The sequence below is a fragment of the Bacteroides stercorirosoris genome (assembly GCF_900142015.1).
GTDB classification, from domain to species: domain Bacteria; phylum Bacteroidota; class Bacteroidia; order Bacteroidales; family Bacteroidaceae; genus Bacteroides; species Bacteroides stercorirosoris.
This window is the reverse complement of record NZ_FQZN01000031.1, coordinates 1-24,046: the sequence shown is the minus strand read 5'-3', so window position 1 is coordinate 24,046 and position 24,046 is coordinate 1. Positions and strand designations below refer to the sequence as shown.

22 protein-coding genes are annotated in these 24,046 nt (G+C 38.2%); 18 read left to right on the top strand and 4 right to left on the bottom strand.

Going from position 1 to position 24,046, the window contains the following annotated elements:
* Nucleotides 1–200 precede the first annotated feature (200 nt).
* Nucleotides 201–1,388, bottom strand: coding sequence for a molecular chaperone DnaJ (gene dnaJ, locus BUC01_RS19485; RefSeq protein ID WP_025833982.1), 1,188 nt, complete (start codon nt 1,386–1,388; stop codon nt 201–203).
* 10 nt (nt 1,389–1,398) lie between these two features.
* Nucleotides 1,399–2,040 carry a nucleotide exchange factor GrpE gene (locus BUC01_RS19480; RefSeq protein WP_025833984.1) on the bottom strand — a complete coding sequence of 214 codons (642 nt, stop codon included), beginning with the start codon at nt 2,038–2,040 and terminating at the stop codon, nt 1,399–1,401.
* A 246-nt stretch (nt 2,041–2,286) separates the two neighbouring features.
* Between BUC01_RS19480 and BUC01_RS19475 the strand changes: the two genes are divergently transcribed.
* A complete protein-coding gene (locus BUC01_RS19475; protein WP_073314571.1) occupies nt 2,287–3,903 on the top strand; it encodes an ABC-F family ATP-binding cassette domain-containing protein in 1,617 nt (538 codons plus the stop codon).
* A gap of 85 nt (nt 3,904–3,988) precedes the next feature.
* Here the strand turns inward: BUC01_RS19475 and BUC01_RS19470 are convergent, their stop codons facing one another.
* Nucleotides 3,989–5,029, bottom strand: coding sequence for a leucine-rich repeat protein (locus BUC01_RS19470; RefSeq protein ID WP_051568844.1), 1,041 nt, complete (start codon nt 5,027–5,029; stop codon nt 3,989–3,991).
* Nucleotides 5,030–5,170: 141 nt separating this feature from the next.
* On the opposite strand from BUC01_RS19470, the gene BUC01_RS19465 reads away from it, so the two are divergent.
* The gene (locus tag BUC01_RS19465) at nt 5,171–6,070 is read left to right on the top strand and encodes a CPBP family intramembrane glutamic endopeptidase (protein ID WP_025833988.1); all 900 of its coding nucleotides are present in this window, start codon (nt 5,171–5,173) and stop codon (nt 6,068–6,070) included.
* Here BUC01_RS19465 and BUC01_RS19460 read toward each other — a convergent pair.
* Nucleotides 6,009–8,135, bottom strand: a complete 2,127-nt coding sequence (locus tag BUC01_RS19460) for a Tex family protein (protein WP_073314569.1) — start codon at nt 8,133–8,135, stop codon at nt 6,009–6,011. The two genes, BUC01_RS19465 and BUC01_RS19460, sit on opposite strands and share 62 nt — an antisense overlap.
* 1,359 nt (nt 8,136–9,494) lie before the next feature.
* Between BUC01_RS19460 and BUC01_RS19455 the strand changes: the two genes are divergently transcribed.
* From BUC01_RS19455 to BUC01_RS19380, 16 genes are all read left to right on the top strand, one after another.
* The gene (locus tag BUC01_RS19455; RefSeq protein ID WP_025835205.1) at nt 9,495–10,067 is read left to right on the top strand and encodes a UpxY family transcription antiterminator; all 573 of its coding nucleotides are present in this window, start codon (nt 9,495–9,497) and stop codon (nt 10,065–10,067) included.
* A 277-nt stretch (nt 10,068–10,344) separates the two neighbouring features.
* Nucleotides 10,345–10,824, top strand: coding sequence for a UpxZ family transcription anti-terminator antagonist (locus tag BUC01_RS19450; protein ID WP_025835207.1), 480 nt, complete (start codon nt 10,345–10,347; stop codon nt 10,822–10,824).
* 1 nt (nt 10,825) lies between these two features.
* Nucleotides 10,826–11,392, top strand: a complete 567-nt coding sequence (gene rfbC, locus BUC01_RS19445; RefSeq protein WP_025835209.1) for a dTDP-4-dehydrorhamnose 3,5-epimerase — start codon at nt 10,826–10,828, stop codon at nt 11,390–11,392.
* 111 nt (nt 11,393–11,503) lie between these two features.
* Nucleotides 11,504–12,145 (top strand): acetyltransferase, encoded by a 642-nt coding sequence (locus tag BUC01_RS19440; RefSeq protein ID WP_025835211.1) that lies wholly within the window; start codon nt 11,504–11,506, stop codon nt 12,143–12,145.
* 7 nt (nt 12,146–12,152) lie between these two features.
* On the top strand, nt 12,153–13,169 hold the full coding sequence (neuB, locus tag BUC01_RS19435; RefSeq protein WP_025835214.1) for an N-acetylneuraminate synthase: 1,017 nt from the start codon (nt 12,153–12,155) through the stop codon (nt 13,167–13,169).
* 7 nt (nt 13,170–13,176) lie between these two features.
* Nucleotides 13,177–14,313: a GDSL-type esterase/lipase family protein gene (locus BUC01_RS19430; RefSeq protein ID WP_025835215.1), complete on the top strand. Its 1,137-nt coding sequence runs from the start codon at nt 13,177–13,179 to the stop codon at nt 14,311–14,313.
* A complete protein-coding gene (locus BUC01_RS19425; RefSeq protein ID WP_025835217.1) occupies nt 14,310–14,999 on the top strand; it encodes an acylneuraminate cytidylyltransferase family protein in 690 nt (229 codons plus the stop codon). The genes BUC01_RS19430 and BUC01_RS19425 overlap by 4 nt, the downstream gene beginning before the upstream one ends.
* Nucleotides 14,986–16,131: a UDP-N-acetylglucosamine 2-epimerase gene (gene neuC / locus BUC01_RS19420; protein ID WP_025835219.1), complete on the top strand. Its 1,146-nt coding sequence runs from the start codon at nt 14,986–14,988 to the stop codon at nt 16,129–16,131. Before BUC01_RS19425 ends, neuC begins: the two co-directional genes overlap by 14 nt.
* A 157-nt stretch (nt 16,132–16,288) precedes the next feature.
* Nucleotides 16,289–17,560 carry an oligosaccharide flippase family protein gene (locus BUC01_RS19415; protein ID WP_025835221.1) on the top strand — a complete coding sequence of 424 codons (1,272 nt, stop codon included), beginning with the start codon at nt 16,289–16,291 and terminating at the stop codon, nt 17,558–17,560.
* Nucleotides 17,561–17,617: 57 nt separating this feature from the next.
* Nucleotides 17,618–18,673: a polysialyltransferase family glycosyltransferase gene (locus tag BUC01_RS19410; RefSeq protein WP_139261896.1), complete on the top strand. Its 1,056-nt coding sequence runs from the start codon at nt 17,618–17,620 to the stop codon at nt 18,671–18,673.
* A 15-nt stretch (nt 18,674–18,688) separates the two neighbouring features.
* The gene (locus tag BUC01_RS19405; protein ID WP_073314567.1) at nt 18,689–19,774 is read left to right on the top strand and encodes a hypothetical protein; all 1,086 of its coding nucleotides are present in this window, start codon (nt 18,689–18,691) and stop codon (nt 19,772–19,774) included.
* A 117-nt stretch (nt 19,775–19,891) separates the two neighbouring features.
* Nucleotides 19,892–20,989, top strand: coding sequence for a glycosyltransferase (locus tag BUC01_RS19400; protein WP_139261895.1), 1,098 nt, complete (start codon nt 19,892–19,894; stop codon nt 20,987–20,989).
* A gap of 13 nt (nt 20,990–21,002) precedes the next feature.
* A complete protein-coding gene (locus BUC01_RS19395; RefSeq protein ID WP_034524722.1) occupies nt 21,003–21,560 on the top strand; it encodes an acyltransferase in 558 nt (185 codons plus the stop codon).
* Between the two features lie 2 nt (nt 21,561–21,562).
* Nucleotides 21,563–22,522, top strand: coding sequence for a polysaccharide deacetylase family protein (locus BUC01_RS19390; RefSeq protein WP_073314562.1), 960 nt, complete (start codon nt 21,563–21,565; stop codon nt 22,520–22,522).
* Nucleotides 22,522–23,670: a glycosyltransferase family 4 protein gene (locus tag BUC01_RS19385; RefSeq protein WP_025835234.1), complete on the top strand. Its 1,149-nt coding sequence runs from the start codon at nt 22,522–22,524 to the stop codon at nt 23,668–23,670. Before BUC01_RS19390 ends, BUC01_RS19385 begins: the two co-directional genes overlap by 1 nt.
* 104 nt (nt 23,671–23,774) lie before the next feature.
* Nucleotides 23,775–24,046 (top strand): NAD-dependent epimerase/dehydratase family protein (locus BUC01_RS19380; RefSeq protein ID WP_139261894.1); only part of this gene is annotated, 272 nt, incomplete at its 3' end.

The window sequence follows — 24,046 nt, the reverse complement described above, 5'->3', positions numbered from 1 at the left end:
TACCTATTCTACTCATAGAATAAGGGGTCGCAAAGATAATAAAACTATCTGTACGAATAGATGATTGAGGTTCGTTTTGACGTTTTTTGTTTAATAAACCAAATGTTCCTTGATTTATAAAAAAAACGTATCAGTTAAAGTATGAATACAAACTTTAACTGACACTGTTTATACTATGCTTTTTAGAATTCGAAATCTTTTCAATCAAACAAGCTCTTGAATTTTTTGAATATCTTCTCTTTAATAGAAGTATTCGGTTTGAAGTTGTCTGACGTTTCCATTTCTTCGAGTGCTTTCTTCTCGTCTTTATTCAGGGTTTCCGGCACGTATACGCTGACGTTTACCAACAAGTCACCCGTACCGTATCCGTTCACACTCGGCAAGCCTTTTCCGCGCAGGCGGAGCACTTTACCCGGTTGTGTTCCCGATTCAATCTTCACTTTCACCTTTCCGTCGATGGTCGGTATCTCTACCGCACCGCCCAGGGCGGCTGTCGGGAAGCTGAGAAGCAGGTTGTAAATCAAGTCGTTCTCGTCGCGTATCAGATCCTTGTCCTGTTCTTCTTCAACAAGAATCAGCAGGTCGCCCGGCACACCATTGTGCTTTCCGGCATTTCCCTTACCACTCATAGAAAGCTGCATGCCCTCCATTACGCCTTTAGGGATATTCACGCTTACCACTTCTTCACCGTAAACGATACCTTCTCCGGCACACTCCTTACACTTATTCTTGATGATTTTGCCTTCACCGCCGCAAGTGGGACAGGTGGTACGTGTCTGCATCGTGCCGAGAATGGTCTGTTGGTTGCGGATCACCGTACCGCTTCCTTTACAGGTCGTACAAGTTTCCGCGCCGCCGTCACCCTCAGCGCCTGTTCCGTGACAATGATTACAGGGAACGTATTTTTTCAGTTTGAATTTTTTCTCTACACCGGTAGAAATCTCTTTCAGGTTCAGCTTCACCTTTACGCGCAGGTCCGAGCCGCGGAAGCGTGCGCGCTGTTGTTGCGAGCCTCCTCCGCCAAAGCCTCCTCCGAAACCGCTGAATCCTCCTCCGAAGCCGCCGCCACGTCCGCCGAAGATATCTCCGAACATGGAGAAAATATCGTCCATGGACATACCGCCGCTGAAACCGCCGAACGGACCTCCGTTGCCGGCGGCACCACTCATTCCGGCATGGCCGAACTGGTCATAACGGGCACGCTTGTCCGGATTGCTTAGTACGTCGTATGCTTCTGCCGCTTCCTTGAATTTCTCTTCAGCCACTTTGTCACCCGGGTTTTTGTCCGGGTGATATTGGATGGCTTTTTTTCGATAAGCTTTCTTTATTTCCTCTACCGATGCTGTCTTTTCGACTTCCAGTACTTCGTAGTAATCTCTTTTTTCCATATATATTATGTTATTCTCCTACCACCACTTTGGCATGGCGGATTACTTTGTCGTTTAGCATGTAGCCCGTCTGTACGCAATCCAGAATTTTGCCTTTCAAGGCTTTATCGGGTGCCGGAACCACGGCGATGGCTTCGTGATAGTCCGTGTCGAGCGGTTTGTCTTTGGTCTCGATCACTTTCACGCCATCCTGTGCTAGTACAGACATGAACTTGTTATAAATCAGTTCCACCCCTTCCTTCACGGCTGCTACGTCAGTGGCAGTTTCCATATTTTTCAGGGCGCGTTCGAAGTCGTCTACCACAGGCAGAATGCTGCCGATTGTTTTTTCACCGCCGTTCAGGATCAGCTCGGCTTTCTCCTTCATCGTACGTTTGCGGTAGTTGTCAAACTCGGCCGAGAGACGCAGATACTTGTCTTTCTGGTCTTCTATCGTTTTGTTGGCCTCTTCCAGTTCCTTGGCAAGCTTTTCTTCCTCTGTCAGAGTAGCTTCCTCCTGCGTTTCTTCTTCGCGAACTTCTTCATTCTCCGCAGCTTCTTCTTGAGTAGCTTCGGATTTTAACTCTTCTTCGTTGATGTTTTCTTTTTCTTTCGGGTTCATATTTCTATTCTTATTATTCTTGTTATTCTTGAAAAAAGGATTTGTCTTCATTGCTGTCAAGGGTTTAAGTTAATATACCGCTGTATCAACAAAAACTTTGCCAAACAGGCGGCTTTTGCCGAAAACGCCGCAAAGGTAATACTTTTATGTCAGATTGACAGCGCACTTATGGATTTATGATTTATGATTTCTGATTTATGATGGGAAATTGGAGATTTATGACTACCTTTGTGCCCGATTTTATCGGATAGCATGGATAAATCATAAATTAAAAATCATAAATCTTCTCATAAATCAATGATTACAGTCTCGAACGTTTCCGTACAGTTTGGAAAAAGAGTATTATTTAATGATGTAAACCTGAAGTTTACAAGTGGTAACTGTTATGGTATTATTGGTGCCAACGGTGCCGGGAAATCAACTTTCCTGCGTGCCATATCCGGCGAACTGGATCCTACCACCGGTTCTATCATGTTAGGTCCGGGCGAGCGTCTTTCCGTATTGAGCCAGGACCACTTTAAGTGGGATGCTTTCACGGTTATGGATACCGTAATGATGGGGCATACGGTTCTGTGGGATATCATGAAGCAGCGCGAAGTGCTTTATGCCAAAGAAGATTTCACGGATGAAGACGGTCTGAAGGTTTCCGAGCTGGAAGAAAGATTTGCAGAACTGGACGGCTGGAATGCCGAAAGTGACGCTGCCGCTTTGTTGAGCGGACTGGGCATTAAAGAAGATAAGCATTATCTGTTGATGGGCGACCTCAGCGGTAAGGAGAAAGTACGTGTCATGTTGGCGCAGGCGCTTTTCGGTAATCCGGATAACCTGTTGCTGGATGAGCCTACCAATGACCTGGATATGGAAACCGTGATGTGGTTGGAAGACTATCTGGCAAACTTTGAGCATACGGTGCTGGTGGTGAGCCACGACCGTCACTTCCTTGACTCTGTTTGTACGCATACGGTTGATATCGACTATGGCAAGATCAATCTCTTTGCCGGTAACTATAGTTTCTGGTATGAGTCAAGCCAGTTGGCTTTGCGTCAGCAGCAGAACCAGAAGGCAAAGGCCGAAGAGAAGAAAAAAGAGTTGGAAGAGTTTATCCGCCGTTTCAGTGCCAATGTGGCAAAGAGCAAGCAGACTACTAGCCGTAAGAAAATGTTGGAGAAGCTGAATGTAGAGGAAATCAAACCTTCTTCACGCAAATATCCGGGCATCATCTTTACTCCCGAACGCGAACCGGGCAATCAGATTCTGGAAGTTTCCGGCCTGACCAAGACTCTGGAAGACGGTACGGTACTTTTCCGTGGCGTCAATTTCAATGTGGAAAAAGGGGATAAGGTAGTATTCCTTTCACGTGATCCGCGTGCCATGACTTCATTGTTCGAGATTATCAATGAAGAAATGAAACCGGATGCAGGAACTTTCAACTGGGGTGTCACTATCACTACTGCTTACCTGCCGCTGGACAACACCCGATATTTCAATACCGACCTGAACCTGGTGGATTGGCTGAGCCAGTTCGGTGAAGGGAATGAAGTTTACATGAAGAGTTTCCTCGGCCGTATGTTGTTCTCCGGTGAAGAGGTTCTGAAAAAGGCGAGTGTGCTGTCGGGAGGTGAGAAGATGCGTTGTATGATTGCCCGTATGCAGTTGCGCAATGCCAACTGTCTGATATTGGATACTCCGACCAATCACTTGGACTTGGAATCCATCCAGGCGTTCAACAATAACCTCAAGAGTTATAGAGGAAACATCCTGTTCTCTTCCCATGACCACGAGTTTATTCAGACCGTAGCCAATCGTATTATTGAACTGACGCCGAATGGTATCATTGATAAGATGATGGAATATGATGAATATATCACTTCGGATCATATCAAGGAACTGAGAGCGAAGATGTACGGAAATTAAATATCGTTCTTACAATAAAGACACATCGCCTTGCAATATTCAGTTGTTGCAAGGCGATGTTTTTTAGGTGATTATATGATAGATGTCAATCTCGTTTATAGATCAACTTATTCCTCCCGTCCTCTCCGAACAGGTTATCCCCCAGCGTCGTAATTTTATTCCCTGTGGCCACCACATAGCGCAGGTTGTCACATCCCATGAATGCGCCATACTCAATGGCGGTCACCCCGGCAGGCAATTCCAGTGTGCCGCACAACCGTCCGCAACCGCTGAATGCCCGTTGTCCGATGCTTTTCAGACCTTGGGGAAGCTGGATGCGAAGCAAGTACTTCTTCTGTGTAAACGTATATTCGGGAATGGCTACGGCATTGCATTTGCTCAGGTTAACGGCTACAAGATTGGGCATATAGTCACGTATCAGTGTGAAATCCGCTGCGTCCAGTTTCCCTTCCACAGTGAGGAAATTCACGTCTTTGGGTTGCAGGCCAGCTTCTACCAATTCGCTGGCGAGGCTTCCCATTAAACCTACCTGCACAAAGGCTTCCATCGGCTCACCTTCTATCACAGCAAAGGTATCCCAGTGCTTTTTGGCGCGATAAGAATCGCTGCTGCCCAACGGTACGAAAATGGCTGTAATACTGTCCGCCAAAGCCTCTGTCAGCAGATTAGGGGCTGTTTTCTTTCTCAGCTGGCATATCTTCAGATTGGCACAACCCTTGAACGCTGCATCTTCTATATTCTTGATCTTTTCCGAAAGAATGACTTTCCGGAGAGTGGTTTTCCCGGTGAAAGTGCTGTCATTCGTCTGCTGGCAGAATGCATAAGCAGGCACGCAGTTGGGTGGATAGATATAGAACCGGTCGGGGTAAGTGCCGCTTTTGCCGGCATACGTGCTGATGGAGGCATTGGAGATGTCCAGTACCTGCAAGTTCTTGAATTCATCCCGCAAGTGCTTGAAGTCGATGGCATTGAGTTTTCCGGTCAGTGTAAGGTGGGTGATGCTGTTGGCTTCGTCTTCGGTGAGCATGGACACTAAGGTTCCGGGTTTGGAGACGAAATACGTTTTCTTGCCTGCCGTTGTATCTGGATTTTGGGCGACTACTGTGCAGGTGCATGTGACAAGCATTATAGTAGCGAGTATTTTTCTTATTTTCATGGTTGTTACGGATATGTTTTGACAAATATACGGATTTTACAGGAATTTGCTTCCTATTTTTAATTTTATAGGTATTTTTGCCGGGGTATTAACATATTAAAAGCGAAGGATATGAAATCAATGGATGGGAATGAAGAGGGGGAATTGAAAGTGCCGAAGGTGGTTGCTTGCATGGCTATGATAGCGAAGATTGTTGTCTATATACTTTTGATGTTTACGTTGACCGAAATATTGGGGATATTTCTGTATATTTTTCCAGCTCTGAAAGAGAGTGGAATCTTGTATGATGTTCTGGCGCGGACTTGCCTGGCGGGAGGTGCCCTGCTGGCGGCTTTTATTTTATTGAAAGGGTGGGATCATCGTCCGTTCGCCGAGTTGGGGTTGTCTCTGAAAGGGCGGGCTAAAGATATTCTTTGGGGACTATGGGTAGCCCTGATCATCTATGCCGTCGGGTTTGGAATATTATATGGGCTTGGTGAAGTCAAAATTGTGTCCGTGCACTTCAACCTGAATGATTTGCTTATGTCCTGGGTGCTGATGCTGATGGTTGCCGTCAGCGAAGAAGTCGCTTTTCGGGGCTTCGTCTTGGGACGTCTGCTGAGTGCGGGTGTCAATCGTTTCGTGGCTTTGTTCCTTTCGTCTGCCTTATTCTCGTTGATGCACTTTCTGAATCCTGACTTTTCTCTTATGGCTTTTCTGAATATATTACTGGCCGGAGTACTGATGGGGTCTACCTACATCTATACGCGTAATTTATGGTTTCCTATCGCTCTTCATCTTTTCTGGAATTGGTTTCAGGGACCGATTCTTGGGTTGGAAGTAAGCGGTGAACAATATGGCAATACCTTGTTGAACCTGAATCTGCCCGAAGAAAACCTCATCAATGGCGGTGCATTCGGGTTCGAAGGTTCCATCCTGTGCACCGCATTGATAAGTATTGCTATTGTGCTTACTCTGAAATCAGCTTCAAAGCAATCCGCTTCCGGGCTATGTCCACACTCAGTACTTTGACACGGACGTGCTGGTGGATAGAAACAATTTCGTTTGGGTCTGAAACGAACCGGTCTGCCAGTTGGGAGAGGTGCACCAGCCCGTTTTCTTTGATACCTATATCCACGAAAGCACCGAAATTGGTGATGTTGCCTACGATGCCGGGCAGTTCCATGCCCTCGTGCAAGTCGTTGATGGTGCGCACATTCTTGTCGAACTCGAAAATCTTTATCGGGCCTCGCGGGTCACGTCCCGGTTTGTCCAGTTCCTGCAAGATATCTTTCAGCGTCGGCATTCCCACGGTGGGAGTGATGTACTTCTCCGGCCGGATTTTCAGGCGGAGTTCTTTGTTGGCGATAAGCTCTGCCACACTGCATCCCAGGTCTTTTGCCATTTGCTCGACGATGCAGTAGCTTTCGGGGTGGACGGCGGAGTTATCCAGGGGATTTTCCGCCTGCGGGATGCGGAGGAAGCCGGCACATTGCTCAAAAGCTTTGGCTCCCATGCGCGGCACTTTCATCAGTTGCTTGCGTGAAGTGAACGCACCGTTTTCGGCACGGTAGTTCACGATATTCTGTGCCAGTTGCGGACCCAGTCCCGAAATGTAGGTCAGCAGGTGGTTGCTTGCCGTATTCAGGTTCACGCCGACCAGGTTCACGCAACTCTCTACGGTCAGATCCAGTGACTTCTTCAGTTTCGTCTGATCCACATCGTGCTGGTATTGACCTACGCCGATGGATTTCGGATCAATCTTCACCAGTTCCGCCAACGGGTCCATCAGCCGGCGGGCAATGGATACCGCCCCACGCACGGTGACGTCGTACTCGGGAAACTCATCACGGGCTATCTTGGATGCGGAGTAGATGGAGGCTCCCTGTTCGCTCACCACGAATACCTGAATTTCTTTTCTGAAAGTCTGGTGTTTCAGAAACTCTTCCGTCTCGCGGCTTGCCGTTCCGTTTCCCACCGCGATGGCGTCTATCTGGTAGGCTTCCACCATTTTCTGAATTTTTGCTATGGCGTCCGCTGTCTTGTATACCGGAGCGTGCGGATAGATATTTTCGTTGTGGAGCAGATTTCCTTGTGCATCCAGGCACACTACCTTGCAACCTGTGCGGAATCCGGGATCGATGCCCATCACCCGTTTCTGCCCTAAGGGAGATGCCAGCAGCAACTGGCGCAGGTTCTGGACGAATACGCGGATGGCTTCCTCGTCGGCCCGCTCTTTGCTTTGCGCTGCAAATTCGGTTTCGATGGAAGACTTCAGCAAGCGTTTGTAGGCATCTTGCACGGCTTCCGCCACCTGTTCGCCACAAGCATTGTTGCTGCGGACAAACCGGCGTTCCAGCCGTTCCACGCATTCTTCATCGTCGGGGCTTATGCTGACTTTCAATAGTCCTTCGGCTTCGGCACGGCGGATGGCGAGCAGCTGGTGTGAGGTACATTTATTCAGTGGTTTGCTGAATTCAAAATAATCCCGGTATTTATCGGCTTCACTCTCTTTGCCTTTCATCACTTTGGCGGTGATGACGGCTTGCCGGGAGAAAGCGAAACGCACGGTGTTGCGTGCCTGTTCGTCTTCGCTGACCTGTTCGGCAATGATGTCGCGGGCGCCTTTCAGTGCATCTTCCGCATCTTTCACTTCTCCTTTCACGTATGCTTCCGCGCGCTTTTCGGGGTTGGGTTCGCGTTGCAGCATCAGCAGTGTTGCCAGCGGTTCCAGCCCTTTCTGCCGGGCTACTTCGGCACGTGTCCGGCGTTTGGGCTTATAGGGTAGGTAGATATCTTCGAGCACGGTGCTGTCCCACATCTCATCAATGCGTTTTTGCAGTTCGGGGGTCATCTTTCCCTGTTCGTTGATGGTGTTGATGATGGTTTCTTTTCGCTTGGCTGTTTCGTTCAGCTTCTCGTATTGTGTCTTGATGGCTTCAATTTGCACTTCATCTAGTCCGCCGGTGGCTTCTTTACGGTAGCGGCTGATGAAAGGGATAGTAGCTCCGTCCGCCAGCAGGTCGAGCGTATGGCCGATTTGCTTCTCGGAAATGCCGAGGGCGGAGGAAATCATTCGATGGAATAATTGTATCATGTTGAGTTGTTTTTGAGTAATGAGCGTCAAAGGTACAAAAGAATTATAAAGAATAAATTATTGAAAGTCTTTTTATTAATTAAAAACAATCTTGAAAGGTCTTTTTAATAGCCGAAGCTCAGTCTTCAAGCTATTCTCTAACTGCGATACCTTTAATCGCTTTTTTAGCGCTCTGAATCTTGAGTATTTCGAACGTGTTTTTCGGCATTGGATATCTCTTTTGTTATTTGTTGTTGAATTTGAATAGATTTTAGAGGTCTTGTTGTATTACTAATCTTGTTCTGCTTACAAGGTATTAAGACTCTGTTTACAAGAAGTTAGGAGTTTGCCGACAAGAAGTTAACTATCTGTCGGCAAACTCCTAACTTCTTGTAAACGGCTAATAGTCAGTGTGGCTTTACAGTGTTTTTTTTCTACTGTTGATAGATTAATAACTGTTGGAAAAAAATTATTGGTTATTCTATATGATAAGCATTGCTTGTGTAGGGCTACACCTTTTGCCACAAAGGGTGTAGCCCTACATACTAAAGGGTGTAGCCATCCGGGGCAAATGGTGTAGCCCTTTTGGAAGTGCCCCTACAGGTACTTGTCGATAGGGGTTGAGGGATGCAAATAGCTGTTTTGGCATGACTATAGTTGTAAATATAGGAGAATTAGATGTGAGATAAAGGACTTGTTGCCTCGTCAATTGTGAAAGTTGAGCTTGCAAAAGTTGAGTCATTAAAAAATGGTTAGGGGTAATCGAAGGAATAGCATACCAGCTTATCTTTTATCGTTAACTACGTATTTGTCGGATGAACCTTATCTTCCTTAATCACTCGTTTATAGCTTTTGATGAGGTTGGCTTGATAGACTGTTTTTGGGTATGTAATTATTTGATATATAGTTTGTTGGGGATGGGAAATGGGAGGTGTTTAAAAAACGTTCGTTTAATGGTGCAAAGGTAAAGGGTATTTTTGGAATGACCAAAATGTTCGATAAAAATATTTTTCTAAGTTCTTTTTTGTTTATGTAAATATCTAATGTACAGGTTTTTAAATCCTAAAAAATAATATTAATATCTATTCGAATGAACGCTACGGGAAGAGGCGTTTTTTTTACAAATCTTGGCGTCCATTAAACGAACGATTAAAAGACGATTTATCTTCCTTAATTCCTTCGTTTATAGCTTTTGCCTCTAAGAGCTTCACATAATTGTTTCACTGCTTCTTTTTCCGTGATGGTAGGAAGTTCTGAGATAAGATGAATGCAGAATAAGTTATTGAAAATAATCGCATTACATAACTTGACCGGTAGGTATTTCACTACTCCGGTGTCCCTGGAAAATATCCTGACGCAAAGTGACTTTGCGAAAATATGATGACTGAAAGTACTGACTCTCAACTTTCAACTTCCAACTCTCAAACTCCCCATTGGTTTGCTGTCCGTGTTTCCTATAGTCGTGAATTGACTTTGAAGTCTATTCTTGATAAGGAGGGCATAGAAAGCTTTATTCCAATGTGTTATGGAATGGTGATGAAAGGTGGTAAGCGTGTGCGCAGGTTAGTTCCTGCCATCCATAATCTTGTTTTCGTTCATTCTACGCGCAAGCGCATAGACGTTTTGAAGGATGAGCTTGAGGGCACGATGCCTATACGTTTCATAATGAACCGTGAGTATTGTCGTCCGGTTGTTATTCCTGATGCACAGATGCGCAGTTTTATTCTCGTGGCAGGCAGTCACGATGAAGCCATTCTTTATATAGAATCAGCCGAGCTGAACCTGGTGAAAGGTCAGAAAGTTCGTATCACCGATGGTGTTTTCAAAGGTGTGATCGGTGAGTTTGTCCGTATTCGTCATGATCGCCGTGTGGTGGTTAATATCGAAGGTGTCATGGCTGTTGCTACTACTTTTATTCCACCTACTCTTGTGGAGCCGATAGCCGTTGATTGATAAAAGTCATTGGCTGGTAATGGTTATTGATTTGTAATAGTTATTGATTGATAATAGTCGCTGATTGGTAATCAGTATTAATTGCTGATAGTCATTGATATTAGTTATTGATTTGTATTAATTATTGATATCCCGTTAATTGTCGTTAGAGTCCGTCATCCTGAGCTTGTCGAAAGGTCTTCTCTTTTGAAACGGCTCTTCTCTTTTACAAATCAGCCTGATTTTTCTTTCATAAGTGAAATAGCTCTTCTCTTTTTGAAATATAACAATTAATAATATGGATTTTAATTCTTCATCATTATTTTCTTCAGCCCATCATCTTCTAACCTACGGGCTTGATGGAAGTCCCATTTATGCGGACCAATTTACGCGTTTGAACCGTGACGTTTACGAACGAGCTATCGAACTTTGCAACTCTCACGGAACTACAGCTGAGGAGGAGGCTGAACTCTGCCTTGGCTTGTTAGTAGCTTTCGCTGCAACGATTTATGATAATGGTTGTAAGCAGCAATATATCCAGAATGTTTTGGATCGTAGCTGGGAAGTGCTTCCCAAACTTTCTCCTTCATTGCTAAAGGTTCGTCTCCTGACGTATTGTTATAGTGAGTTTTATGATGAGAGTTTGGCTCGTGAGGCGCATACGATTATCAATATCTGGAACAAGAATGAGCTGACTTTGGAACAGGCGGAGATTGTGGAGGAGTTGAAGAGGTTTGAGGAGAATCAGTATCCGTGGGAAGAAGTAACAGTGGAATAAAATGAATATAATTGAAACTTCAATAGAGGGCGTAGTCATTATTGAACCTCGTGTTTTTAAAGATACCCGTGGTTACTTTTTTGAGTCTTTTAATCGAAAGGAATTTGAAGAAAAAGTATGTCATACACAGTTTGTGCAAGATAATGAAAGTAAATCTTGCTATGGAGTAATCCGTGGGTTACATTTTCAGAAACCGCCTTTTGCCCAAAGTAAATTAGTGCGTGTTGTGAAAGGCGCTGTACTTGATGTTGCTGTAGATATTCGTAAAGGTTCTTCTACTTTTGGACATCATGTGGCAGTAGAACTAACAGAGGAAAATCATCGTCAATTATTTATTCCTCGTGGTTTTGCTCATGGTTTTAGTGTATTGAGCGAGGAAGTTATCTTTCAATATAAATGCGATAACTTTTATGCCCCTCAATATGAAGGGGCGATTACTTGGGATGATCCAGACTTGGAAATTAATTGGAGGATACCGATGGATAAAATATTATTGAGTGAAAAAGACAAACGACATCCGAGGTTAAACAAAATAGTATATGAATTTGATATTGATCAGTCAATTTGAAATTATATGTGTTTCTTTTTTGAATAGGTTGCCTCAATTGATAAGGTCAATCAGAGAATTTTTAAATAATTGAGAGATATGAGGCGTGATTATAAGTAATTGTATTCAAAAATGAAAAATCTTGTAATTATAGGAGCAGGTGGTTTTGCTAAATCTGTTTTAGATTCAGTGGATCACATGAATTTTCGCATGGTGGGATACATTGATGATATTAAAACGAAAGGTGTTGAGCATTTGGGGTTTCCAGTTTTGGGAAATTCTATTGAATGTCTGGAAATTCCAGAAACGTATGTATATTTTGTAGCAATAGGTAATAATGCGAAACGAAAAATATGGTTTGATAAACTAAAGGGAATGGGACTTTCTTTGATTAATGTAATTGATAAAACAGCTTTAGTTTCGCATCATGCTACCATAGGTGAAGGTTGCTTTATTGGGAAGTTAGCTATTCTAAACCATGGAAGCGCAGTAGGTGATAATTGTGTGATAAACACACGTGCACTTGTTGAGCACGGTTGCCATATTCAGAGTCATGTAAATGTATCAACAAATGCAACGCTCAATGGTGATGTGATATGTATGGATGGTAGTTTTATTGGTTCTGGTACAGTTGTCAATGGTCAGATAACTATTGGAGAATGGGCTCTTGTGGGTTCCGGTGCAGTTGTTGTAAAAGATGTTTCTCCTCATTCTACTGTTGTTGGTGTCCCGGCAAAAGTTATCGAGTCGAAAAGTCATAAATATAATTCGTAAGAAAGATATGGAACATGTATATATAATAGCAGAAATAGGTTGTAATCATTGTGGTGCTCCTCAAATGGCAAAGAAGATGGTGGAAGAGGCAAAATTCTGTGGGGTTGATGCTGTAAAATTCCAAACATTCAAAGCTGTTGAACTTATATCAAAATTTGCTCCTAAAGCGGAATATCAAAAAGTAACCACTGGCAATAATGAAAATCAGTTGGAGATGACCCGTAGGCTTGAATTGTCCTATAATGATTTTATCGTACTTCGTAATTATGCCATAAGTCTGGGACTTGACGTCTTTTCCACTCCTTTTGATATGGATTCGATTGACTTTTTACAACGAAGTGGACAGGCTGTTTGGAAAATACCTTCAGGTGAGGTTACTAATTTGCCATTTCTTGAGCGTATAGCGAAGATTAAGGCTGCTGATAAAAAAATTATTCTTTCTACCGGTATGTGTACTATGGAAGAAGTACACAAAGCGGTCAATATCATTTGTAAATACGAAGATCCTAAAAATCTTGTAATATTACATTGTAATACAGAATATCCTACACCGGATGAAGATGTGAATCTTAGTGCGATAGATACATTGCATAAAGAATTTCCTCATATAAAAATAGGCTTTTCTGACCACTCTGTCGGTTACGTGGCGGCTATTGGTGCTTGCATGAAAGACATTGTTATGATTGAAAAGCACTTTACTCTTGATAAAAATCTTCCCGGTCCTGATCATAAGGCTTCTGCAACTCCTGAGGAGCTTAAGGAACTTTGTCATAATGTACGCCGTATTGAAATAATTGCCGGTGAAGGTGGTAAAAAAGTGACAGAATCTGAACGTCGGAATATTAATATTGCTCGTAAATCAATCGTTGCACGTAAGCCAATCAAAAAAGGTGAAATTCTAACAGAAGATAATCTTACATGTAAACGGCCGGGAAATGGAATTAGCCCAATGGAGTGGTACAATGTGGTTGGTACTGTTGCTGTGCGAGATTTTGGTGGAGATGAGTTGATTGAAATTGAATGATTTGTATATGCCAATTAATCAGTATGATAAAGAATTTATAGCTATAATAAATTGCCAGTCAGACAATCAACAATCCTATGATTTCTATACCCTTGGTCTTTGGGGTAAATTATGTTTTGAATATGTTTGTGATGTAGTATGTGCTATAACCCTCTTTTCTGAAATATATCTTTTAACAAAATCTTCAAAAATAGCAAAGCTTGCAAAAAAATATCCTGTAAAGGTTGTAAGTGAAAGACCGTTTTTGACTACCAATACAATTTGGGTTTCAGGAACGGCCATTTTTCTTACTGAAAAATCAATTATAAATGCTATCTGTGATTTTCAAGATGGAGTACTTCTTTCTGTAAATCAACAATATATAAATTCGTTTGATATTGGCCTTGGTGTGTTTGTTCGAAATAAATTTCCGTTTGTTTCGAATGCGTTTGTACTAATAGGAACTTCCCCTTATGCGCAGACTTCATATTATGTACTGTCTGATGAAGAAGCGCTTACTATTGATTCAATAGATAAATTTGAGTTAGCTTTAGTCTTAAAAAAGAAAAAGATTGGTCGGAGGTTACTCACTAAATCTATACTTGAGCGAATAAAAGAAAAAGAAAATATCTTTTTGCAATGTGATGATAGTGATACAATCTGCTTGGTTGGTCATTCACAAATTGATTTATGGGGATGCGATAAAATAGGTGGATATAACATACGGAATTGTGGGATTAGAGGAATATCTTCCGTTGAATATGAAAAGTATATTTTGAAACCTGACTTGCTGAATTGCAATTCAGATATATTTATCGTAATGCATGGTATCAATGATATTGTATGTCCTTATTCGGATGAATTTATTATAGAAAGCATTTCGCATATATTCGATTTCATTGAGTGGAAAAATCCTAAAGCAAAAATCTACTTTATCAAGATTGTTAACACTAATGGCCGTTTAGAAAGACCTAATAAACGGATAGATGGCTTAAATAATAAAATAGATCAAGTTTTTTCAAGAAGGGTTTCGCTTATTGATACTAAAGAATTTTCCGATGAGTTTGGAGATTTGAAAATGAGATATACAATTGATGGTCTTCATTTTTCTCAAGAAGGATATGAAACCCTTTTAAAAATAGTAGAACAAAGTTTGAAACAATGAAGAAAATAGCAATTATTCCTGCACGTTCCGGTTCAAAAGGCTTAAAAGACAAAAATATTATTCCTATTAATGGTAAGCCGCTTTTGACTTACTCGATAGAAGCTGCACTCCAAACAGAAGTTTTTGAGAAAGTTGTTGTATCTACAGATTCTGTACACTATGCAAATATATCAAAACAGTGCGGAGCAGAAGTAATGATGAGGGGAGAGGCACTGTCTAATGACAAAGCAACTACTTATGATGTCATAGCTGATTTTATGGAAAGATGTAATATATCGATCGATTATTTTGTTTTGCTTCAGCCGACTTCTCCAATGCGGACCTCCAAACATATAACGGAAGCTATTGAGTTATTTGAAGATAACATGGATAGGTATGATTTTCTTGTATCGATGACAGAGAGCCATTTTGCAAGTGTATTGGTAAAGCCTATTGATGAAGATATGAGTTTAAAATACTTTGATACAGATTTCTCTCGTTATCGGCGTCAAGGTTATAAAGAATATTCGCCCAATGGAGCAATATTTATTGCTAAACCGCATGCCTATCTTAAAAGAAAACATTTTTTTGGTTCCAATGCAATAGCCTATATTATGAATAAAGTGGAATCTGTTGATATAGACGATAAAATAGATTATGAGTTGGCTAAAATCTTACTAATGGAACGAGAAAATGGGAAATTATAAAGTTGCATTTGCTACAGGCTCACGAGCTGATTATGGTATAGTACGTAGTTATATTTCTTTGCTTGATAGAGATGAAGATATTCGTTTTTCATTGTTATTGACAGGAGCTCTTCTAGATTTAAAATATGGAAATGAGCTGGAAATAATTCATGCTGACGGATTTGCTATTGATGTGGAGATTCCTTTAACCTTAGGGGTGAATCGGGTTTCCGAAACGACAGAAGCTATGTCAGAAGCACTTTCTGCTTTTGGATATTATTTTGAAAATCATAAGTATGATATTGTCATAATTCTTGGAGATAGATATGAAATGTTATCGGTAGCACTTGCAGCCGCTATGCATCAGATGAAAATATTACACTTGCATGGAGGCGAAATAACATTAGGTAATTATGATGAATTTATACGTCATTCTATTACAAAAATGAGTCATTATCATATTACGAGTACCGAAGAGTATCGTAAGCGAGTGATACAGTTAGGTGAGAATCCGGATAATGTAGCATACCTTGGGGCGCTAGGTGCTGAAAATTGCTTGAAGATAAATGAATCAAATGTGATGGATGATATTAAAGTTGCTCCAAGGGGATTTACTGTTCTTTTCCATCCGGAAACAATGACCTCTACATCTACACTCGAACAAGTAAATATACTTCTTGCGGCAATTAGTCAGTTCATTCAAAAGTATCATTTCTATTTCATAGGAACAAATGCAGATACTAAATCAGATGACATACGTGATGCAATAAAGGCATATTGTAAGAGTCATGATAATACTGCTTATGTGGATAATTTGCATCCTGATGCTTATCATTATTTGGTGAAGAATTCTTATGCTTTATTAGGTAACTCTAGTTCTGGTATCATTGAGGCACCTAGTTTGGGTACTTATACAATCAATATTGGTGATCGGCAAAAAGGGCGAGTAAGAGGAAAGAGCGTGATAGATGTTCCTTGTAAGATAGAAGCTATTGTTAAAGCTATAAATCAGGTGGTTAGTACTCCATTAAAAGAAAATGACTCTCCTTACTATAAAGTAGATACTGCTGAACAATATTATCTGTTTACAAAAAGTATTTTGAATAATATGAAAGAGGATAGTACTAAAGAATTTTGGGATGTTGACTTTTAAAAGATGTAAGCATCTATATGGATATATGTCATGTTTTAAACGTTTGCAAGCTAATGTTGAATTTGGAATAATTTTTGATGAAATTCGGATTGAGTACTGTGATATTTCCTTGTTATAGGGTGTGCTCTTAATTGAGTATTTTACATATTGTTGTGTTATGTTATCTGCTTTATTTAGAAATAGGAATGCGAGGAATGGGGTTTTATTCGCCATGTATTCCATGCTTAATACAGGAATAAATTTCATTGTAATGATGTTAATGGCTAAATATATAAATCCAAATTCTTATGGATCATTGAGCCTTTTTACTACATTGATCTCATTCTTGACTATTTTTATTTGTTTAGGTACTAATGGATTTATAGGAGTTAACTTTTTTGTCTCGGAAAAAGATAAAATTAGAAGATTGGTAAATGTTGTTTTAATTACGTCAATTTTTATTTTCTTTTTCTTGTTATTTACGTTTATTGTTTTTAGGGGTGCTTGTGAAAGGTTGATGGGATTATCTTTTTTATTTCTTTTTCTTGCTATTTTATATTGCTTATTACATGTTGTGATATCTTTATTATTAGATATATGGAGGTTGGAAGAAAAAGTAGGTAAATATGGTATTTTGTCTATTTCGTATGTTTTATCAAATTTAGTATTTACATTGATATTTGTAGGTGTTAATCATTTGGATTGGCATGGAAGGGTGTACGCTCAGTTGTTGACATGTATTGTGTTCTTTTCAATATCAATATTTGTATTGAAAAAAAAAGGTTATTTGATCAATATTCTACCATTAAAAAAAGATTTTAAAGAATCATATAAATTTGGCATCCCATTATTACCTCATGGCACATCTTTTTGGCTTAGGCAAGGTCTTGATCGTTATGTGATTAATGCTTTTATGTTACAGTCAGTTGTTGGATTATTTAGTTTTGCGGTAAATATCTCGAATATTATTCAAATAATAGGAATGGCTTTTAATGCTTCTTATTCTGTGTATATCTATAAGATGTTATCCTCACAAGAAAAAACTAAGATCTTTTGTATAAAAAGAAATTGTGTATATTTATCTATGTGTTACCTTGTTATCACTATTGTGATATATGTTGCTGCTCTTTTTTTATTGCCAGTTGTTTTTCCTCAATATATAGATTCGCGGATTTATTTATTTCCATTATGTATAGCTTCTATGTTTCAATGTTTGTATTTAGTTTATGTTAATATTTTGTTTTATTATAAGAAAACGAAGCAGCTCATGTATATCACTTTTCCTTTAGCTATTATACATGCTGTGCTATCTGTAATATTCACTAAATATGGAGCGGTTTATGCTGCTTATATAGCGTTATTCGTAAACGCTTTAATTGCTTTAACCGTGTATTTATATTCCCAAAAAATATTAAATAATAATGTTGCCTTAGAAGCAATTGATAAGTGATTTATAATAAAATAAGGTATATCCTTACATAGGTATTCATATTTTTTTTATGTGATTATGGTACAAATTATAGAAAAGTATTCATTAGATTTTTTGAGTGAAGAGTTTTTGGAATTATGTAATTTTCAATTTATAGCATTCATCTATTCCTCTTGGCATTTTGATAATCTGATTTCTTGTATGGATTTATACAATGTTAGTAAAGGTGTAATTATTTTAATGCCAACAGGGGTAAATAGGTTCCCTGATTACTATTTCTCTGATTTAAGAATTAAGGATTGTACCGTTTATAAACTTACTACAGATGCTTCTGATTATGGTTTATCGATTTTTAAGCGCATTTTCTTGAAAAAAAGCAGGAAAAGGATAATTATCTTTAATCCTATGGCTGTCAATATTAGGACTTTTTCGAAAGTTCCACTAGGCAATTTGACAGTAGATTATGTTATTATTGATGAGGGCTTGGGAACTTATACGTTTCCTCTGAAACGTAAAACGCTAAAGGAGGGCATGAAACAATTTTTGAAGAAACTAATGATAGTATTCGTTGATATAAATATTAAATATCAAGTGCTGTTCTATGATAATAAATGTAAATTGGGATTGAATGTAGGGTTGTCAAATGCATTAAATAAGCATTACAAGAATATTTCAGAATTATCAGGTTTGTTATCTTCCGAAGGGTGTCAATATGTTCCTAACTCGATTTTATTTTTTAAGGATTACGTTGTTCAAGATAATGAGTTTTATGATCAATTATTGTTTAAGTTAACTTCGTTTAATTTGAATGTATGTGTTAAATTACATCCTTGTGAGAAATCATTGGATTTTTTGGAACTAGCAAATAAATATGGTTGTCATATTGTTCCTAACTATTTGTCTGGAGAACAAGTTGTATATTTACGCCCTACATGTGTTATTTCTGGTTTTTCCACAGCAGGATATACTTCGGCTGGAATATTTAATATACCTGTTTTTAATTTGTGGGAATTATATAAAGATAAAAATATTTTACTAAACAGGTATCGGGAGGTTAAAGTATTTAATGATTGTATCTCTCAATTTTTACCAAATATTAAATTTGTTAACACTCTTGACGAAATAAGTATTTAATACAGTAATTCAAATATGAAAATTAGGAAAGTAACGTGTAATTCTTTTTTTTTAGTTTTATACTTATTTCTTGCAGTCTCTATTTGCTATGTTCCTCATATTGTGAAATCTCTACTTACAGCTATACTCTTTTTATTGCCATTTACATTTATAGTCCTGAATAAGGAAATTGCACATAAATTAGCAGGTAAAGTTTGTTTCTTTATCTGCATTTTTTTCCTTTTTTTCTTTATTCAATTATTAAATGCGAGAGTGTCTTTTAGTGTGTTTTATATCATCTCTTCATTTGTTTTGGCATATACTTTATTGACTCAGCCATTTTCAATTAAATATGTGAAATTGGGATTTTATTTATTGTCTTCATTTTATTTTTTATTATTGATATTAGGTTATCCATTAGATGCATATATGAATGATAGTAGCCGCAATCTTGTATCTATTAATTTAATTGTATATGTTGTTGTTATATATTTGTTAGAATGTAAACAAAATAAATCATATTCGTTAGTCCCTTCTATCTGTTTGCTTTTAGTAAGTGTAAGTGCTGTTGGAAGAGCTGGGATATTATGTTCGTTATTGCTTTTGTTCGCTTATCTTATTTATAGAATAGCTAATAGTAAATATCTCTTATTCGTTATATTGCTTTTATTGTTGACTTTTGTTTTAGTATTTGTTGATGATATACTTATTTTATATGATAATTTATTTGCTAAGACAAGATTTGCTGCTGAAGGCTTAGAATCTTCAGAAAGAGAAGAGTTGATTAATACATATTTTTCTCATTTAAATCTTAAAACATTTTTGATTGGTTATGATTATAGTCAGAATTTATTGTTTAAATCTTACTCTTTTAACCCTCATAATTCATTTTTGAGATTACATTATTATATAGGTCTTCTAATTTTGCCGATATTATATTGTTTTAGTAAGACCCTGTGTCGTTTGTTTTGGAAATTTGATATTTTTATTTCGTTGTTATTTCTTGTTTTATTAATAAGAGGATTTGTTGATACAATTTTTTTCTTTGACAAATATGATTTTGTAATAGTTGCTATGGTGATAATGCCATTCTATAATAAAGTGAGCCCTAAAAATAGTTGAGTTATTCTGTTTTTTGTTGATTGCCTCTTTCGTAGACAGATAATCTTATGTGTAAAAAAGCACTAGTGTAATGCTTGTCATATATATTGATGTTTTATAGATTTTTTATATATCAAAATGAAAAAAGTTTCCATATATGTAAAGGGTGATAGAAATTCTACTGATTATTATCGTATATATCAATACCTAGATAAATTAGACGAGAAAAATTTTCATTGTAAGTATAGGATGCAAATGGGAGAGAAATTGTATCGAAAGTGGATGCCTGTTTCTGATAAGCCTATCTATATAAAGATATTAGCATATCTCTATATTTATTTTCGAAGACTTTGGGGATTATTTTTTGATTTTCTTGTTGTTCCTGATGTATTGGTATTACATCGTAGTTTTATAGGAAGATATATGCCATACAGCTTCCGCCTTTTACTAAGAGGGATTATTTATCGTGATACAAAATTGGTTTGGGATTTTGATGATCATATAGTTGCAAATAAGGAGGTATCCAAAAGAACATTTGATGCTTTTGCTGAGCTTGCTTCATGTGTATTAGTTACTCATGATTATTTGAAATCTCTATTACCAGTATCTTATCAGGATAAAGTGATTATTCTCCCTACTACTGATGGGGATATGTATAGATTGTTTACTGATAAAGTAAATCTAAAGAGGCTTTCCCTTTTACAAGAGCAGGTTATTATGATTTGGGTGGCAACAAAAAGGAATATGCGCTTTTTAAAGCCTATTATACCTGTTTTGGATAAGACTGCTCGTTTGTTGTATGACTTGGATAAGAGGAAATTAGTATTAAAGGTTATTTGTAATGAAAGACTTGAATGTGATTGTGATAATTTAATTATAGAAAATATTTGCTGGAGTAGACAGGGGGCTATCGAGGGTATGTTAAAAGCTCATATTGGAATAATGCCATTATTAGATAGTGAATTTACTCGTGGTAAAGGAGGTTTTAAATTGATTCAGTATCTTTCTATTGGATTGCCATGTATTGGTTCAGATGTGGGTTACAATCATTCAATTATTTCGCTTGAATGTGGATTTTTACCTCGAACAGAAAGTGAGTGGATTACTGCAATTATAAAATTGTCTAATATTTTGAGTTGGAAATCATATAGTGAAAATGCTTTTCAATATTGGAGGTTAAATTTTTCTTATGAAAAAAATTTGGAAGTATGGAAAGCTTTGATTAATGAACCATGATATATTGTATGATATGAGTACTTTAACTTTTAAGATTTTAAAACGAATACATGTTATTGCAGATGAGGAACGTTATGGGAAAATATCGCTTTTAGCGGTAATTTGCCATACTTTTTCGACGATTAGAAAACTTCTACTTTATAAATATTGCTATTCTTCATTTTTGTTGGAACCATTGAATTTAAAAGTATTGAGAGCTACTTTTTGGCGCTGGATGGGATGTAAAGTAGGAAAAGACGTTTTGATAGGTCATTCTGTGTCTTTAGATTATGGCAACACGGAACTTATAACAATTGAAGATAAGGTGATTATCACTAATTGTTGTATCTTATTATGTCATCGGAGGGATATGGCTGGCTATAAAAAAGGTGATGTTTCTTATGATTTACCCTATATACATAAGCCTATTACGTTAAGACGTGGTTGTCAAATAGGTATGGGAAGCATTATTATGCCTGGTGTAGAAATAGGTGAGGGGGCAATTATTGGTGCTCGTTCTGTTGTTACTCACAATGTTCCGGCATGGGCTGTTGCTGTGGGTGCTCCTGCCAAAGTGATAAAAGAATTATAGTAATGAACGGACATTTTTTAATATCCCTTGACTTTGAATTGGTATGGGGATTAGCTGGATGGGACTTGTCTCAGATAGAACATTATAAGCAAAATTTATTTTCTGCAAAGGATGCTTTGTACAAGATTGTTTGTTTGTTAGAAAAATATAATATGAAATGTACAGTGGGTTATGTGGGTGCAATGAATCATGTTTCTCAGCAGGAGTTATATAATACTAATAATATACTTATACCAGCTTATTCGAACCATCTTTACGCTTCATTTGGTTCATTATTGCCTTATATGAATAGAGAATTGGATGAGCGCCTATTTTTGGCCCATCAAGAAATAGAAATGTTGCAAAAGAAGGCTAATGTAGAGGTTGCAAGTCATACTTATTCGCATTACTACTGTTTAGAAGAAGGACAGACGATTGATGATTTTGAAAATGATGTAAGAATGGCAATAACAAATGCAAAAAAACAAGGTGTTAATCTTGTTTCTATTATTTTTCCTCGTAATCAAGTGAATGATGATTACCTGAAAGTTTGTCACAAGTATGGATTCACTCATTTTAGAGGTATGATTAATACTGCTCTCTATAAACCAACTAAAACTGTTTTTCGATATTCACCTATGGGTGCGTTACGCTTTTTAGATACATATTTAAATATATCAGGAAGTAATACTTACTCTATAGAGAATACTGTAGGTAAGGATTTGATAGATGTACCAGGAAGCCGATTCTTACGCCCTTATTCTTCTAAATTTTTTTTTCTGGAGAAATTGAAAATGAGGCGTATCAAAAACTCTATGACTGATGCTGCAAAAAAAGGACATATTTATCATTTGTGGTGGCATCCTCATAATTTTGGTATAAACATGAGTGAAAATCTTTCTCAATTAGAGGAAATCTGTTGTCATTTTGATCATTTGAAAAAAGTATATGGTTTGAAAACTTCATTTATATCTGATATTTGATGAATAATCTACTGCATGTTGTAAATATTTCGTTTGTTCTTCCTTATTTTATAGGTAAGCAATTTCTTTATTTTCATCAGAATGGTTATAATGAGTATGTTATTTGCAGTCCTTCTGATGAATTATTAGGGTTTGCTCAAAAATATCAATTCAAATATAAAGAAGTTGATATCTTACGGAAAATATCAGTAGGGAAAGATATAAGGGCTATAGTATCAATTATGAAATATATCAATCAAAATCATATTGATATTGTTACCGGTCATACTCCTAAAGGGGCATTATTGGCCATGGTTTCTGCCTATATCATGCAAGTTCCTATTCGTATCTATTTCCGTCACGGTTTGGTATATGAGACATCGAAAGGGGTCAAACGTTTTCTTTTGATGTCAATGGATAGACTGGCTGCAAAATTGGCAACAAAGATAGTTTGCGTAAGCCCGTCTGTCTGTAAGCGGAGCATAGAGGATAAATTAAATCCGGCTTCTAAGCAGGTGTTGTTGTCTAAGGGAACATGTAACGGTATAGATATAAGTCGGTTTGATCGGCAGAATGTCCAGAATGAGGCAGTGCAAGATTTGAAAGATAAACTGGGTTTACCGGAGAAATGTTTTGTAATAGGTTTTATTGGGAGATTAGTTAGAGATAAGGGTATCATAGAATTGGTACAAGCTTTTGCCTTATTGCGACAGAAATTTAGTGATATGAGGTTGTTGTTAGTGGGGATGTTGGAAGAAAGAGATGCTTTACCAGAAACGATCGTGGAGGATATACGGAAAAATCCGGCTATCATTACTACCGGATATGTTCAAAATTCCATCATCGAAAATTATTATGCTTTGATGGATGTTTTTGTACTTCCGTCTTATAGAGAAGGCTTCCCTACTTCTGTATTAGAAGCTTCTTCTATGGGAATACCTGTCATTACTACCAAGGCTACAGGATGTATTGATTCCATAATAGAGGAGGAGACTGGTATTTTTGTACCACATGATGCTGGATGTTTTGCTACTGCAATAGAAACACTTTATGGCAATAAAGATTTGCGCTTACAGTACGGGAAAAACGGTAGAAAATTAGTGGAGGAAAATTATGAACAACATATTATTTGGAAAGAAATAGAAAAGTTGTATATAAAAACTTTGTAATGATGTAATTTAGAGTTATTATCAGTAGAATGACCGAGTCTTCTCCTGTTTATCTCCTTATAAATAGTTATATTTCCAATCAGTATATTTTATAGATTATTTTCATGAATATTCTAATTACGGGAATCCACGGTTTTGTGGGTTCCAATTTTGTTGTTGCCTTAAATAATCATCATGTTCTTTATGGGCTTGATATTGTTGCTCCGGAAAAGGAGGGAGTGGTGAAGACCTTTTCTTGGAAGGATATTGAAACAACTTCTTTTCCCATGCAGCAATTACCTCAGTTTGATGCCATCATTCATCTGGCCGGTAAAGCTCATGATACAAAGAATCAATCTGAGGCACAGGTGTATTTTGATATCAATACAGGACTGAC

What these genes read in the sequence shown, in the direction of transcription:
- dnaJ (WP_025833982.1), bottom strand. Translation starts at nt 1,388, where the DNA reads ATGGAAAAAAGAGATTACTACGAAGTACTGGAAGTCGAAAAGACAGCA.
- BUC01_RS19480 (WP_025833984.1), bottom strand. Translation starts at nt 2,040, where the DNA reads ATGAAGACAAATCCTTTTTTCAAGAATAACAAGAATAATAAGAATAGA.
- BUC01_RS19475 (WP_073314571.1), top strand. Translation starts at nt 2,287, where the DNA reads ATGATTACAGTCTCGAACGTTTCCGTACAGTTTGGAAAAAGAGTATTA.
- BUC01_RS19470 (WP_051568844.1), bottom strand. Translation starts at nt 5,029, where the DNA reads ATGCTTGTCACATGCACCTGCACAGTAGTCGCCCAAAATCCAGATACA.
- BUC01_RS19465 (WP_025833988.1), top strand. Translation starts at nt 5,171, where the DNA reads ATGAAATCAATGGATGGGAATGAAGAGGGGGAATTGAAAGTGCCGAAG.
- BUC01_RS19460 (WP_073314569.1), bottom strand. Translation starts at nt 8,135, where the DNA reads ATGATACAATTATTCCATCGAATGATTTCCTCCGCCCTCGGCATTTCC.
- BUC01_RS19455 (WP_025835205.1), top strand. Translation starts at nt 9,495, where the DNA reads ATGACTGAAAGTACTGACTCTCAACTTTCAACTTCCAACTCTCAAACT.
- BUC01_RS19450 (WP_025835207.1), top strand. Translation starts at nt 10,345, where the DNA reads ATGGATTTTAATTCTTCATCATTATTTTCTTCAGCCCATCATCTTCTA.
- rfbC (WP_025835209.1), top strand. Translation starts at nt 10,826, where the DNA reads ATGAATATAATTGAAACTTCAATAGAGGGCGTAGTCATTATTGAACCT.
- BUC01_RS19440 (WP_025835211.1), top strand. Translation starts at nt 11,504, where the DNA reads ATGAAAAATCTTGTAATTATAGGAGCAGGTGGTTTTGCTAAATCTGTT.
- neuB (WP_025835214.1), top strand. Translation starts at nt 12,153, where the DNA reads ATGGAACATGTATATATAATAGCAGAAATAGGTTGTAATCATTGTGGT.
- BUC01_RS19430 (WP_025835215.1), top strand. Translation starts at nt 13,177, where the DNA reads ATGCCAATTAATCAGTATGATAAAGAATTTATAGCTATAATAAATTGC.
- BUC01_RS19425 (WP_025835217.1), top strand. Translation starts at nt 14,310, where the DNA reads ATGAAGAAAATAGCAATTATTCCTGCACGTTCCGGTTCAAAAGGCTTA.
- neuC (WP_025835219.1), top strand. Translation starts at nt 14,986, where the DNA reads ATGGGAAATTATAAAGTTGCATTTGCTACAGGCTCACGAGCTGATTAT.
- BUC01_RS19415 (WP_025835221.1), top strand. Translation starts at nt 16,289, where the DNA reads ATGTTATCTGCTTTATTTAGAAATAGGAATGCGAGGAATGGGGTTTTA.
- BUC01_RS19410 (WP_139261896.1), top strand. Translation starts at nt 17,618, where the DNA reads ATGGTACAAATTATAGAAAAGTATTCATTAGATTTTTTGAGTGAAGAG.
- BUC01_RS19405 (WP_073314567.1), top strand. Translation starts at nt 18,689, where the DNA reads ATGAAAATTAGGAAAGTAACGTGTAATTCTTTTTTTTTAGTTTTATAC.
- BUC01_RS19400 (WP_139261895.1), top strand. Translation starts at nt 19,892, where the DNA reads ATGAAAAAAGTTTCCATATATGTAAAGGGTGATAGAAATTCTACTGAT.
- BUC01_RS19395 (WP_034524722.1), top strand. Translation starts at nt 21,003, where the DNA reads ATGAGTACTTTAACTTTTAAGATTTTAAAACGAATACATGTTATTGCA.
- BUC01_RS19390 (WP_073314562.1), top strand. Translation starts at nt 21,563, where the DNA reads ATGAACGGACATTTTTTAATATCCCTTGACTTTGAATTGGTATGGGGA.
- BUC01_RS19385 (WP_025835234.1), top strand. Translation starts at nt 22,522, where the DNA reads ATGAATAATCTACTGCATGTTGTAAATATTTCGTTTGTTCTTCCTTAT.